Annotated in this window: 9 protein-coding genes; all 9 read right to left on the reverse strand. The window is 44.7% G+C overall.

The window, feature by feature from the left end; genetic code table 11:
* Nucleotides 1-198 precede the first annotated feature (198 nt).
* Entirely contained in the window at nucleotides 199-2,355 is a 2,157-nt protein-coding gene (locus IEY18_RS02585; RefSeq protein WP_188917487.1) for a S46 family peptidase, read from the reverse strand.
* A gap of 275 nt (nucleotides 2,356-2,630) precedes the next feature.
* On the reverse strand, nucleotides 2,631-3,809 hold the full coding sequence (locus IEY18_RS02590; protein WP_188917895.1) for an aromatic amino acid transport family protein: 1,179 nt from the start codon (nucleotides 3,807-3,809) through the stop codon (nucleotides 2,631-2,633).
* Between the two features lie 450 nt (nucleotides 3,810-4,259).
* Entirely contained in the window at nucleotides 4,260-4,502 is a 243-nt protein-coding gene (locus IEY18_RS02595) for an HP1242/YdcH family protein (protein WP_188917897.1), read from the reverse strand.
* Between the two features lie 379 nt (nucleotides 4,503-4,881).
* Nucleotides 4,882-5,142 carry a YgjV family protein gene (locus IEY18_RS02600; RefSeq protein ID WP_188917489.1) on the reverse strand — a complete coding sequence of 87 codons (261 nt, stop codon included), beginning with the start codon at nucleotides 5,140-5,142 and terminating at the stop codon, nucleotides 4,882-4,884.
* A gap of 40 nt (nucleotides 5,143-5,182) precedes the next feature.
* Nucleotides 5,183-5,620, reverse strand: coding sequence for a PaaI family thioesterase (locus IEY18_RS02605; protein ID WP_188917492.1), 438 nt, complete (start codon nucleotides 5,618-5,620; stop codon nucleotides 5,183-5,185).
* Nucleotides 5,621-5,750: 130 nt separating this feature from the next.
* Complete coding sequence (locus IEY18_RS02610; protein ID WP_188917494.1) at nucleotides 5,751-7,043, reverse strand: O-acetylhomoserine aminocarboxypropyltransferase/cysteine synthase family protein; 1,293 nt, start codon at nucleotides 7,041-7,043, stop codon at nucleotides 5,751-5,753.
* A gap of 236 nt (nucleotides 7,044-7,279) precedes the next feature.
* The gene (gene mrcB, locus IEY18_RS02615; RefSeq protein WP_229779699.1) at nucleotides 7,280-9,706 is read right to left on the reverse strand and encodes a penicillin-binding protein 1B; all 2,427 of its coding nucleotides are present in this window, start codon (nucleotides 9,704-9,706) and stop codon (nucleotides 7,280-7,282) included.
* Between the two features lie 12 nt (nucleotides 9,707-9,718).
* Nucleotides 9,719-12,301 carry an ATP-dependent helicase HrpB gene (gene hrpB, locus IEY18_RS02620; RefSeq protein WP_188917495.1) on the reverse strand — a complete coding sequence of 861 codons (2,583 nt, stop codon included), beginning with the start codon at nucleotides 12,299-12,301 and terminating at the stop codon, nucleotides 9,719-9,721.
* A gap of 33 nt (nucleotides 12,302-12,334) precedes the next feature.
* Nucleotides 12,335-14,554, reverse strand: coding sequence for a sensor domain-containing phosphodiesterase (locus IEY18_RS02625; protein WP_188917497.1), 2,220 nt, complete (start codon nucleotides 14,552-14,554; stop codon nucleotides 12,335-12,337).
* Nucleotides 14,555-15,530: the final 976 nt, after the last annotated feature.

A 15,530-nucleotide genomic window follows, 5' to 3' on the forward strand; every position in this document is an offset into this window, starting at 1 on the left:
CAAGGCCGTTCGAATCACCTTGACCCACGTTCTGATTGCACCTTGCTATCTCTAGCTATCATTCTCCGTGACCTAAACAGGTTTACCTTAAAATTTCATCCATAAGATGTAAACGTAAACCACCAAATCAATTTTAATAGTTAAAAAGCCCCAGACAATAAAATCATCTGAGGCTTTTAAAATCCAAGGAAATCGACGTTACTTTACAATTTCCATCTCTTCCAACAAGTTGTCTGCATGGTCAAGATACTTCATCACCCACAACATATAACGGCTATCAATTTGAATCGAACGGTTGATTTTATCGTCATAAGCCCAATCACCGATGATACTCTCATACACACCGTCAAATAACAGGCCAACCAATTCAGCACGGCCGTTCAAAGTTGGCGAACCAGAGTTACCACCTGTTGTATCAAGGGTGGATAAGAAGTTTACAGGCACAGAATCAAGCGACTTGATGTAAAAGTCACCATAGGTTTTCGACTTGATCAGCTCAAGTTGCTTTTTCGGTGCATCGAAGGGCTCAATGCCTGTATCTTTCGCTAAAATACCTTCTAAGCGAGTGAATGGCACAGCTTTCAAGCCATCTTGAGGCGAGTAACCTTTCACATGTCCCACAGAAACACGCAAGCTTGAGTTCGCATCAGCGTATACGGGCTTACCCTGCTCTTTACTGTACGCAATGATCGCGTCCATATACTGCGGGCGAACCTTCATCAATTCACCAAATAACTCTTTCTCTTTCTTCTCTTCAGCCATATCGGTGTCATACATTGCAACGGCAAATTGGATGAAAGGGTCTTGTGAAGCTTTAAAGTCAGCAACAGACTTCTCTAGCCATGCTAGGCGTGTTTTCTGATCACCAAGCTTGGTTTTAGCGTACATCCTATCGAGGGTTTTGCTTAATTTAGCAGCATCAAACTGATTGCCTATAGCAAACACTTTATCTAATGCTGGAACGCGCTCTTCTTTAGGCAGTGCCGCATAACGAGTCAACAAATCAAGCAGTACTGCTTTATCAACGCTGGCAGCATAGCGGCGATCAATACGCTCAATACTTGACTTAAAGCGGATCATATCTCGCTCTTGGTAACCAGGCTCACGTTGCATATCATCTAGCTGCTTTTCATTGGCAAGGCGATATAGCTTGCGCGCCGTGGGTAACATAGTGGTGTAACCCATATATCCCAAAAGAATGTCACGTTCTTGATGTGCTTTACTTTGTTTGATGAGCTGGTCAAGTTTAGACATGGTTTGACCATATTTCGCTTGTCGTTCGCTGTCTTTACTAATCCAAGCTGCAAGCTCTGCTTCACGTTGCTTGCGATCATCCAACATGCTGGATTTGCCGTAGAACTCAATCATTGAAGTAAAGTTCTTGGCATAGTTTGCAAGACCGGCAATCAAACTTGCGTATTTAATACGCTCATCGCTACCTTCAGGAGCCGTTTCCTTAATGATTTCAATGAAGCGCTCGCGCAACATCTTGCCTTCAGGATAAGCCCACTCAAATTGATTCTGCACTTCATTTGCGGTGCGATAACGGTTCGTACGACCGGGATAGCCTGCTACCATCACAAAATCGCCTTCGCTCACCCCTTTGGCAGAAACTTTTAAGAAACTTTTTGGCTCATAAGGCACATTGTCCTTACTGAAGTCTGCTGGCTTACCAGCTTTCGACACGTAAGCACGATAAAAAGAATAGTCTCCGGTATGGCGAGGCCACATCCAGTTATCGACATCTCCACCATATTTGCCAACACTTGCAGCTGGGTTATACACGAGTCGCACGTCGCGGATTTCCATTTGCTTCACAAGGTAATACTCAAGGCCACCATGAAAGCTGTATACTTGGCAGCGATAACCTTCTTCTTTTTCGCACTCGGCAACGAGCGCTTTTTCTTTGGCTTCTACGCCTTGATAAAATGCCTTACCGGTTTTTTTCGCGAGCCCTTGTTGCACTCTATCCGTCACATTGGTAACAGCTTCAGTCACATAAATCCGTGATCCCGGTGTCGCCGGTAGCTCGTCCGCATACGTTTTAGCTAAGAAGCCATCTTTCAATAAGTTATTGTCAGCAGTTGAGTTATATTGAATCGAGCCATATGCACAGTGGTGGTTGGTCACTGCGAGGCCTTTGGGAGATACAAATGACGCAGTGCAACCACCAAGGCTAATTACTGCGTTCATTGGAAATTCTGTTAGTTTTGAGATTGATTTGGCATCAATTTCCAACCCTTTGGCTTTTAGCTCATCCGCCATTGCCGGGAGTTGATAAGGCTGCCACATACCTTCGTCAGCTTGGGCAGCAAAAGTGCTTGCCACAGTGGCTGCAAGTAGCCATTTTTTCATGGTTTTAAATCCATTTGATAAAAGTGTGAATGATTCAATTTGTTGTTTTCAGCACTGGGAGATTTGCATGGCTGATGCGAGTTGATGCTAAACGGTCGAAAGGAGCCCAATGGGTAACCATCGATTCGAAAGCAATCACAAGAGCCAACAAAAAAGCCGAGCAATCGCTCGACTTTAGCATATCTCCCCAAGTGACTACAGGGCTATACAAACTCGCTTACAAACTCGCTAAACAGCCCAGAAAACTGCACGCAATGCCTCATTTCTCAAGGCTACTACAAAGCAACCCAAAGCTGTGCTGCGATAATAATCAATCCTACCAGCGAGATTGCAAACATTCCTAATTTGCCGCCAGATACTTCGTATTGTGAGTCATGCGAATATTGTCGCTGACCTAACGCCATAGCAACAGGCAAAAAGATAATCATCACAACCAAAGGTATTGCTGCAAACCCAAGTACAGCAACAAAGCCTTCAGGTAAGTACAGTGCACAAATTAATGGTGGCACAAAAGTAATGAGCCAGGTTTGTAACTTGCCAACGAGGGTCTTCTTCGCTCGAGTGAGTTCAGAAATAAAGTCGAATAGGCTCAGCGTGACTCCTAAGAAAGAAGTCACTAAAGCGAGATCAGCGAACAAGGATATGCTTTTGCTAATCCAAGGTTGGGCGGCAATCTCTTGAAGCGCGCTCACTAATGCTGGTAGTGAACCTTCAAAACCTGAAATCCGTGGACCACCTACGGTACCAAGTGTCACCATCAGCCAAAGAACATAGCAAACCAGCGGGATGCTGGAACCAATTAATAACACCTTTCGTAATGAGGTGGCATTGCCATCTAAATAGCGCACCAAGGTCGCGATACAAACATGAAAGCCAAACGAGGTAAAGACGACTGGAATAGCGGCCATCCAGCTATCGGCCACCGACTCGGTAACCGCCCCCGTCAGCATGGTCGACGGGCTAACCTCAGGAAACAAAAACAACACCACTAATATTAATAACGCAACCATCACCGAAAATAGAACCCGAGAGAACTTATCAACCCAAGCCACACCAAAAGCGGCAAACGCACCAAAAGCGAGAGTAAATAGAACCACAGCGACTTGATTATTGAGGGCGATATCAAACATGGTTTGCGCTTTTAAAACCAACAATGATGAACCACCAGTGAGATAGGCTGCTGTTAAGGCAAATAACAAACTGAGAAATGAAGCCCCTTGAATAAGCTGACCTTTTTTGCCCAGAGTTTTCCCCGTGATGGCATGGACATTATCACCAACGCCAGCTCTCAGGTTAATTTCCAGCATCAATAAAGAGGTATACGCCGAAACCGCCCAGATCACGACCAGTAGTGCGATTGCTGGTATAAAACCAAGCGCAGCGGTCGCCAAAGGAAGTGCAAGCATGCCTGCGCCAATGGCCGTCCCAGCGACGATGGCGATAGAGCCAATCATTTTAAAATTCACGAAGTCTCACCCTAACTTTATACTTTAATTTATTATTTTGATTGCACTATTCTTGGCTAAAAAGTGAAGTTAAGCCAACGGCTCACCTGACAACTGAATGCGCCAATGAATTGAATCAATTCTTATTCTGTATATGACTAAATATGCAGGCATAAACCTATCTAGCCAATAAATCACAGTATCAAACGCAATATATATCGGCAAGCGCTTTCAACTTTGCTACAAACTGATTTCATATGAACCATACGACAAAGACAATGAGGGCAGCCAATTACATAGTTGATGCCGCTGTTTTCATGGCTAAGGTCAACATTCAACCCACAATAGCCTATCGACAAGGCGCTATAGCCCAAAGGCAGTGAATCAAAAGAACAGAGGGAACAAATAAGCATTTGCTCCCTCATCGAGAGCAAATGCAGGCAAGTTCGACGAGGAGGGTTACTTCTCAGTAATGAGTCGTTGGTAAAGGATGTCTTTTAACTCGGCACGGTCATGTTTTAACTGATGCATTGCTTCATCATCAATTGGCGCACCATCGAGTTCTAAATTGCGGATTTCTTCATCGAGAGCATTGTATCGCCTCGTATCAGCAGCAAATTTTTCATCGTCCGCAGATAGCTTAGCAATGAGGTCTTGGTATTTTGGAAATTCATTCACGAGAGAGTGGTTTTCGCCTAACATAGAAACTCCTTTTAAATAGATAAGATAAATTAACTGGATCAGTGCTTCATCACCCACTTGATATACAGCTAAATCTTTCATACATATGAAGCTTTAGGTTGTTTTTAGGCCTTTTTTACAACGGTCTTGCGGCGACAAAAACAATCCAATTAATCGTCTATCGCATCAAAGATACACCTGATTTTAGTCACCATTTTTCAATTCAGTCAATCCATTACATAGGTCAAATGAGGCTTGGCTCACAACAAATCGTGTGCAAAACTTGAACTGTTTAGTGGCTCACAAAAAAGCCAAATTGACCTTCACTCAAGCGACAACATTGGCAGTACAAATCATTCGTAATTACAATTGTTTTTCTAACGCCTGACCCACGTATTGTTTAAGGCTGTGTATCTGAATTCCGCTTCTGATCACGCTCTTCATGATATATTTTGATAATGTAATAAATATCAATAACAACAATAAAAAAGTTAACTAAAGCCACTGGTACAGCGCCAATAGCCCAGCCATAAGCTACAAACAATGCTGCGCCCAATAAGTTCCACCAGCGGAGTTTTTTAATATCCGCCATCATTAACGAAACGGCAACAACAACAGATGCTAAGTAACCGACCCATTCCCATATGGTTGCACTATCCATAGAGCTCACTCCATCAATTCAACGCTTGTGTTGCGCTCAACTAGCGTTTTACGATTGCCGCGGTCATCCGAGAAATACAACAAAGCTCGCCAGCGCTATTGTGAATAAGAATTTCCCACACCGAACTTCTTTTTCCCAAGTGAACCGGTTTTGCAACGGCGGTTAGTAATCCGTTGCGTGAAGCCTTTAAATGGTTGGCATTAATCTCTTGCCCGACACAATAGTACTCTTCAAAATTACATGCAAAATTAGCGGCATAACTCGCAACGGTTTCCGCTAAAGCAACATTGGCACCACCGTGAACAATCCCAAGCGGATTATGAACGGCAGGTGATGCGGGCATGGTTGCCGTCATATAATCATCACCTATCTCAACTATTTTTATATCTAAGGTTTGCATCAAAGTCCCTTTACCATGCATCCCTAGATCAAGTTTGGCACAATCTTCAAGCGTCACCGGTTTAAACCAAATACTCATTGTTTTCTCGTTCTTCTTTATGATGGGGTTAGTATACTTACTCTATACAAAATAGCACCTAGATCACACTTTTCAGCCCACAAAAAAGCGCAGCTTTGGCTGCGCTTTCCTTAGAGAAATTTACCGCGCATTAAGCGCTTGCTGCATCAATCGCCTGCGAAACATCGGCAATAATGTCATCGATATGTTCGATTCCAACAGAAATACGAATGAGATCTTCAGACACGCCTGCCTTTGCCAACTCTTCAGGGTTTAACTGCCGATGCGTCGTCGAAGCTGGATGACATGCGAGTGACTTCGCATCACCAATATTCACCAGGCGTAATATCATTTGTAGCGCATCAATAAATTTGCCACCGGTTTCAGTACTCGTCTGGTTTGCAGCGGCCTTAATGCCAAAACTGATAATGCCGGAAGCTTTACCCTTGGTAATTTTGTCGCAATTCGCTTTGAACGGGCTGTTTTCAAGTGCACCATAATTAACCCAAGCGACTTGAGGGTGCTGTGCTAAAAACTGAGCAAGCGCGAGAGCATTTTCACAGTGGCGCTCCATACGTAATGCTAATGTTTCTAAACCCTGAAGCAACAAGAATGCACTTTGTGGTGCTAAAGCAGCTCCCGTGTTGCGTAACGGTACAACACGACAACGACCAATAAATGCTGCAGGCCCAAATGCCTCTGTGTACACCACACCGTGGTAAGATGGATCGGGCTCATTTAGAAGTGCAAAACGTTTTTTATCCGCAGTCCAGTCAAACTTACCCGAATCAACAATGGCGCCACCAATCGTCGTGCCGTGTCCACCGATATATTTGGTTAATGAATGGATGACAATATCTGCACCAAACTCGATCGGCTTACATAACACTGGCGTCGCTACCGTATTATCAACAATCAACGGTACGCCATGCTTATGCGCAATTTCAGCGAGCTGAGCTAAATCAACAATATTCCCAGCAGGGTTACCTATCGATTCACAGAATAGCGCTTTTGTATTTTCGTCAATTAGCGCTTCGAGCCCTGCAAAGTCATCATATGCCGCCATACGCACATCAATCCCCTGTCTGGGTAGCGTGTGTGCAAATAAGTTGTATGTGCCGCCGTAAAGTTGGCTTGTGCTGACTATATTGTCGCCAACTTGAGTCAACGCTTGAATTGCATAAGTAATTGCAGCCATACCCGATGCTAAAGCCAACGCAGCAATGCCACCTTCTATCGCTGCAATACGCTGCTCAAGCACATCAGTGGTTGGATTCATGATACGAGTGTATATGTTGCCAGGGACTTTCAAGTCAAACAGATCTGCGCCATGTTGGGTATCGTCAAATGTGTACGATGTTGTTTGGTAAATGGGCACTGCCGCGGCTTTGGTTGTCGCTTCTGATTTGTAACCATGGTGTAGAGCCAAAGATTCGAGTTTCATAGATGCTGTCCTATCTTTCTTGTGTGCTGCAACTCACCAATCACGCACTTGAATTGGCATTGAATAAATCCAACTTAGCAGAGGGACGTCTAGATGTCTAAATATTTTTGTAACCTTGAAAATTATGCGATATGTCTCAGCTAACGAAACAATTCATTTTCAATCTAAATAAAAAAAACCACACAGACCTTTGACGTCTGGTGGCTTATTTATTCGGGTTACCTGCGCTTCTAAGATTAATCTCCGAGCAAGTTCTGCCACCAAGACTTGGGTTTACCGCAGTTTTCTGCAGGATGATAACTGTCGCTTAGTGCAGGTAATGCCATCGTATCGCCACAACCTTTTTGTTTTGCTTCTCCAGTTTGCGGATCAAAATAGCCCTGAACCACACCTTGGGGCGGTGACATCCTTAGACTAATAGGTGGCCGCTCACGTAAAAATGCACGATAAACCGCCATCGCCCCACTACTGCCGTACAAACTGGTTTTTCCATTGTCGTCACGCCCAACCCAAATCGCGGCAACATTTCGCTCATCAAAACCAGCAAACCAAGAATCACGACTGTCATTACTTGTGCCAGTTTTTCCTGCCAAAGTCTCGTGAGCAAATTCTCTCCCGAGACGCTTCGCCGTACCGGTTTTCACCACCTGTGTCATCGCATATTTGGTGAGATAGTTAACCTCTCGAGGAATCGCTTGCGATGCAGTTGGTTTCGCAGCATCAATGAGTTGATTGTTACTATCCAGCACTGCAGTTACTGAAGTGAGCCGACGATAGCGACCTTCATCAGCTATGGTTTGATAGGCTTGAGCAATCATTAAAGGTGAGCCATTAATCGCACCGAGCAACATGGACGGGAACTGAGAAACATCTTCTCGCCACCCAGATTGAGAAAGCATATTTGCAACATTCTCCGTGCCAATTTCCATACCTAAATTCACCGTAGGAACATTTAGAGAGTCCTTAAATGCGGTCAATAGCGGTACCTGTCCCCTAAATTGCTTGTCTACATTTTGTGGTGACCATGTCTTACCTTGGCCATTACTTAAGGTTATAGGTTGATCGGCAAGAGGCGAAGCAAGCGAATAACTATCCCCCTGTTTGGTTGAAAAACCTGATAACGCAGTCGAATAAACAAAAGGCTTAACCAACGAACCAATGGGGCGGCGGATCTCAACAGCCCGATTGTAGCCTTTGTAACTGGGAATTCGATCGCCAACCATAGCAGCAATTCCACCACTATATTTGTCCGTGACCACCATGCCAATTTGTAGCGTTTTACCCGGCTTGTCTAATTGATTTAATGTTGAAATTGCAGCCTTTTCAGCTGCCTCTTGTGCCATGGGATCCAGTGTTGTATACACTTTTACTCCCGACTGATTTAATAGTGCTTGGCCATATCGCCGCATCAGTTCATGTTTCACGACTTCAAAAAATGCCGGTAATTTTTTATGAACACTGCGCTTCCCATCACGAAGCCCTAAAGGTGACTCTGCGGCGGCTTGGTATTGCGCAACGCTAATTTTATCGGCTTCAAGCAAAAGCTTGAGCACCAAATCACGACGCGCTTGCGCACGCTCTGGATAGCGCCAAGGGTTGTAATAGGAAGGTCCCTTAATGACAGCCACCAAAAATGCTTGCTGGGCCAATGTTAATTCTGCAATTGGGCGACCAAAATAAAACTGAGATGCCAGCCCCATACCATGGACGCCCCGTGCTTTATTTTGTCCCATGTAGACTTCATTCAAGTAGGCCTCAAGGATCTCGTCTTTGTCATATCGAAAATCGATAATCAAAGCCATTAAAGCCTCACGAATTTTTCGAACTAGGGAGCGTTCACTGGATAAAAAGAAGTTTTTCGCAAGTTGTTGCGTAAGGGTTGACCCCCCCTGAACGGTACGTCCCGCATTAATATTCACAAAGGCCGCACGCAGGATAGCCAGAGGATTCACACCGTGGTGACGGAAGAAGCTTCGATCCTCCACCAAAATAAGAGCTTCCACAATCGACTTAGGCATCGCTTCTGTTTTAACAAATAGTCGATCTTCATCACTGCCTGCAATCATGCGATCCAGCAACACAGGCTCTAGGTGAAACACTGCAAGTTCTCGTAAGTCCGATACCCGCTGGACTTTATTCACGCCTTGGGCATCGAAACTAATTAATACCCTTTGTTCAACTTGATCACCTTGGGGGTGTAAAAAAGGTCGCCTCCAAAGCTCTATCTTACGGCTGGATGCCGAAAACTCACCAACCTGGCGCGGATTCACCACCTTACGATACCCAAGCATTTTAAGCTCTGCCATCATTTGATGATGGCTCACCGCAGCGCCCGGATATAAAGACATTGAGCGGCTAAAAACTTGGGCAGGAAGATGCCATTTGTGACCTTCAAATTTAGTTGCAATCACCTGATCAAGATAAATCCCGTAACTACAGGTCACGACCAAAAGCACGAGCGAAATTTTACCCATCACTCTCGCAAGGCGACGCCAACGGCTGCTCTTGGCTTTAGTGTTCGACTGGGCTTTCGTTTTGCGACTTGATTGTCCAGTGCCTGTTTTTGGCTTTTTCTTGGCGGCAGTGCTTTTAGCCGTACTCCCTTCCGGACTCGACTTTTTCTTTTTAGTTGGTGTTTTCTTCGGCGTTTTATCTGTCGTCACAATTCATTTCGTCTATGATTTGTCACCGGCTAAGGTGCGCTTTTTAGTGAATTTAGTAGGCTGAGTATTCGCAGGATCATCTGGCCATAAATGCTTGGGATATCGACCTCGCATCTCTTTTTTTACTTCGACATAAGGCCCTTGCCAAAAGCTTGCAAGATCAGAGGTCAATGCGAGCGGCCGCTGCGCTGGCGATAATAACTCTAAGGTCACAATCACAGCCCCTTTGGCAACCACTGGGCTTTCTTGCAGGCCAAAAGTTTCCTGTAACTTAACACGCATTAGCGCTCGTCCATCGCTTTGATAGGTGATTTTTGATCGAGTTCCCGTTGTTAAGGTCCAATGGGTTGGAACTAAACTGGCTAGTTCTTGCTGACAATCCCACGCCATCAAGTTGTGAAGATTCTGAGCATGGTTTAACTGTTGTAATTGCTTCAAGCTCGTTACGGTACCCAGATACGGCAATAACCATGACGCTAAAGTATCTAACAGGCCTTTCTCCGATAAATCAGGCCAAGGCATATGAGGCATCACCTGACGCCCCAGCATGACACGGTACCGTAATTGTTCAACATCAGCATGCATGTTCAGCAGCTGCAAACCTTGCTCGGCAACTAACTCTAAAATTGCTTGGTTCAAAGCTTCTCGGCTTGGAGAAGCGACCTTTTGCTTAGTGACAATAATACGGCCAACTTTTTGCTGACGCTCTGCAACAAATTTTCCCGTCGATTTGTCCCAGCCAACCGTATTATGTGATTGCATCAATTCAGCCAATTCATGTTCAAACAATGCTGGTTCTAATCGACTCGCCAAAAAGACCTGCCCAGCACTTTGACCTTGTTGCTGCTGAAAATCAGCGACAACTAACCAAGGTTGGTTTGCAAGCGCATCCCGCTCATACAGTTCAACTCCTGTACCATTCGCCAGCTGATATCCATGCAGCCCTCGCTGCTTGGCAATCCGGTCGGGGTAAGCGAGCGCTAACAGCATGCCGATGTCCGTATCCGTTGCCTCACGGACAACCCGATTAAAATCAATGGCCTTTGCCTGAGCGACACCAATACTTTTTTGTAACCATTTTTTGGCTTGAAGTAACAAAGGAGCTTGGCATGCTAACGTCAAATACTGACTGATATCCACACCCAACTTCGGCAGGCCTCGAGCTTCCACGAGTGTGGCCAACAAACAAGCCAGCGCGAGCAATCGCTGTTGCTCTTGTCCCTTTTCAGGGATGGCCTGTGCCGTCAGCAGCATATGAGCCAGTCGTGGATGACACCCTAATGTATATGCAGTTCGACCATGTGCGGTTAGCTTATACTGAGCATCAATCATCTTGAGAGATTGCAATAACTCCCATGCCAGCTGCTCATTTACCGGTGCAGGGGGCGTCAATAAAGCGAGTTCTGAGAAAGAGCGTACTCCCCAAAATGCGCCATCTAGTGCCATTGATACCAACTCACTTGTCAATATTTCAGGCGCTGCACTTTGAACCAGTCGACCTTGTTCTTCTTTGCTCCATAATCTAAGGCATGCACCTTCTGTAATACGCCCGGCACGGCCCGAGCGTTGAACCGCAGAAGCTTGACTAATACGTTTCGTTTCTAGCAGCGTAACTCCCGTCTTAGGATTAAAGCTAGCTTGACGCACCAACCCACAATCCACAACAAAAGTTACGCCTGCAATGGTTAGACTCGACTCAGCAATATTCGTCGCAAGTACCACCTTACGTTGCTTTGCGCTCGGCATAGATAATGCGCGATCTTGCGCTTTAAAGCTTAACGAACCATATAAGGGACAAATATCTACAGCTTCATCAAAGCGGTCCCCTAATCGTCGTGCCAACTGATTAATCTCTTTTTGGCCTGGCAAAAAAACCAAAATGGAGCCTTGTTGCAAGGTTTGCACATCCGATTGCGGATTCAGTGCAACCACAGCGGCTACAGCTGACTGTGCAAGCTCGCTTGTCGAGTCAAGCAGCTCAATAATTTGGCGCTCACAATGGCTTAACCAATCCTTGTATTGCCGTGGCGCTCGATATATAACGCCAACAGGAAAACTACGCCCCTGACTTTGTAGCGAAGCAGCATGAGGCATCAAATCGTGCAACCCCAAGCCTTGCAAAGTCGCAGACATGGCAACAAGCTTCAAATCTTCCCGGAGTGACCCCTGCACTTCAAGGGCGAGTGCCAAGCCTAAATCAGTCGTAAGATGACGTTCATGGATTTCATCAAAAATCACCACTGCGACATCGCTAAGTTCAGGATCAGCTTGGATCATCCTTGTTAAAACCCCTTCCGTCACGATCTCCAGCCGAGTTTTACGGCTCACCTTGGTCTCTCCACGCACACGATAGCCCACCTCATCACCTACGTTTTGTTGGCGACACTTGGCTAAGTAGTGAGCAATATTTCGAGCGGCAACTCGGCGAGGTTCAAGCAAAATGATGCGCCCTTGGATTTCAGGCCAATCAAGCATTGCCAGAGGCAGCGCAGTCGACTTACCCGATCCCGTCGGTGCTTGGAGGATAACTTGATTTTGTTCTACAAGAGCTTTTCTTAAAGGCGCTAGCAGTTCGTGAATAGGTAATTGAGTCAAAAGGTAATCAGATGATGAAAGTTGACCTTGAGTCTAAATAAATGAGTCTCGAAAGTCACTGGTATCGGTAATTAACCAAGGTTTATGTTTACCCGATTTCAAACCGCTAAGCTTCATGGGTTTAGAAATGGCATAACCTTGACCATAGTCGACGCCGAGATCTTTGAGTTTATAGCCGATTGCTTCAGACTCAACAAACTCAGCAATAATGCAAAAACCCATATCTCGGCCAAGCTGGCAAATCGCATTGACAATGGCTTGATCAGACTGGCTTTCACAGAGATTAACCACGAATTGGCCATCAACCTTCACAAAGTCAACATCCAAACGCTTCAAATAGGCAAAGCTAGAGAAGCCCGAACCAAAATCATCTAAAGCGAGTTTACAACCCAGAGGACGCAATAGATCAATTAAGTTATTGGCTTGTTCCAGTTGACTCAGTGCAGCAGTTTCCGTGATTTCAAAACACAGTTTATAAACCAGTTCCGGTTCCGAAAGTAAGCGCATCTCTAACCAGGACATAAATTCGCTGTCGCCTAAGGAGGTGGCTGACAGGTTAACTGAAACCATGGAAAGGTCCCGCCAAATTTCACAATTTTCCCTGGCCCAATTCAACAGGTTATCAATGACCCAAAGATCCACTCTTGGTGCAAGGTTGTAGCGCTCAGCTGCAGGTAAAAATACCGCAGGAGAAACAATCTTGCCATCTTCATTCAACATTCGAGTTAACACTTCAAAATGCAACCCTTTCTCTTTCGCGAGCAATGGCTCAATCGGTTGAAAGTAAAGTTCAAATCGATTCAATGCGAGTGCACCAATCACGTCGACAGAGGAATTCATCTGGGTAAACAAACGATGCATATTGGGATCGGTCACTGAATAGAGTCGCCAACCATTGCGCCCCTCATCTTTCGCAAGACGACAAGCAGCATCGGCTTGACTCATTACGTCGTAAATTTCATTGGCAGTCCGATCCAGTTTCGCAAGTCCAACACTGACACTGACCGCATGTTTACGATTTTGCCAATAAAACTCGTGTTCAAATAGCTGCAAACAAATCCGTTTTGCAATTGCTTGAGCAGATTCGGAAGTTGACTGATGCATCAAAATGCCAAACTCATCGCCCCCAATTCTGGCAACCACATCGCCTTTGCGCACCAGCTGCTTCAAACGTTTAGCGACTTGACACAAAAGCTGATCACCCGCTTTATGTCCACTCACATTATTAATCACTTGGAACTGGTCAAGATCTAAAAATGCGATATGCGTTTGATCATCACCCGACTGCACTAGCTTAGACAAAAGGGCTTCAAAATGGGGCCGGTTCGGTAGGCCTGTCAGAGCATCAAAATTCGCTTGAAATGATAGCTCATCTGCTAGTCGATGGTTTTCATTTACATCTTCGGCCATCATCACCAATTGGTCACTGCTCCCGCGTAAGCAGCTAAAACTTAACTTCATCCAATTGTGCTTATTATGGGTTGTCTGCAACGGCAACTCGCACCAAGCTTGATTGAGCACACCTTCACGGACGATATTTAGTGTATCAATAAGAACGGGCTGCTCTTCTTCACGCACCAATGCCAGCAAATGCTCACCTTCTTTTGCATCCGTCATGTGCTCTGCGATGCTGTTAAGCATGGTCAGACGGTTATCCTTATCAACTAAACCACAAGCAATTGGCAATTTTTGAAAGACTTCTTGGTATTTGTGCTCACTGTGCATCAATGCCTGTGCGACCCGGGTGAGCTCCATTGTAGCGCCCAATAATCCTGCCGCGTGATTCAGTTCAGTGATCAATTCATCAGACCAATCGTTCGGGCGATTGCAGCTCAAAGCAACTACTGCAATCCGGGTCTCTCCAAACGTAATTGAAGGCAACACCAAAAGGCTTTTGACTTGCCATTGTGCGAGTAATTCTTTCTCACGAGATGCATTTTCAGGCAACTGTGATAAATCGGATAGCTTTACCAGTCGAGGTTGAGCTGCGAGTTCATTGAAAAATGGTGTGTCTTGGAGAGGCCACTCTTTAACGGCTTTTTGATTACAAAATTCTGGCTTGAGGTACATATTGCGAGCCTGGAGATGGCTCTGTTGACGTGTACGACTTATAACAAATACACCATCGCACTGCAGCTGCTGTGTAATTGCTTCAAGCGCTCGATCAACATTTTGCTCAAGTGTGACCAAAGGAGAGTCACTAAAAATATTGACCAAAGCATGTTGTAGTTTATTCATTAAACTATCTGACATGTACGAGTCATTTCCTTACGAGATACAACTACAAAGTCCAAAATAAGTATAGGCGTTATAACAAGAAAAACTGACCGCAAAAGAAATTTAATCAACAATTTTCACCCTAAAATTCACGTTCTGATAGACAGTTCACGGTTTAAGCATTGAATCCACTAAAAAAATGAGGACCTCTTACGAATCAAAGACTTTTACTCAGTAGAGCGCCAAAAAATTGGCACTGTTAAGCAACAAAATATCAAGAATAGCTCACGCTAATCACATAAAAGCGCGTATTCACTGATGATAAGGTCGTCAGTGTAGGTTTTGCTGCTTACCTAGGCCTGTAATTGACTCGACTTGCCCTGCGTTTTTGCAGCGAAATAAATGCCGAAAACAACAGACAATACGAGCCATCACAGGCGTCATCGAATACTCCCTTCACATTGACACGATAGTGAACATAGATTCGATGCCATCCAGACTACGTTACTTATTTATCGGTCCGAGCCGCACATTCATAATCAAAAAGCCAATAACTCATACTTAGTTATGACGTACAAAATTCAGGGAATAAGGTGAGCTATTGATTAAAACATTTGAGTTAAAACAAAACGTTTTACCACGCTTGCGTTATCAATTCGCACCATCCTAGACAGTTAAATCAAGGTGTAAAGCTTCAAGGCGCTAACTGCTCATAATTGACTCGAAACACGAAAAAGAACCTCACAAGACGATATTGAATACACAATTATCATTCGAATTGCGGCTTAAATGTGAAATTGAAAACGAATACAGAGAACGGCGATAGTGAGACTCAAGTGATTAGAATGAAACACTGTAACGACGTATATGAAAACTAACTTTATGCTTTTCAAGCACAGAGTAGAGTAATACCAAGTTTACTTTTGGATGCACTTTTAAAAGTACGATTACACGCGCAAGTAAACAATGAATATAAGCATCGATTGACATAAGGCATACACAAAAAGAGCCA

This window comes from Shewanella gelidii, from assembly GCF_014647855.1.
Lineage (GTDB): Bacteria > Pseudomonadota > Gammaproteobacteria > Enterobacterales > Shewanellaceae > Shewanella > Shewanella gelidii.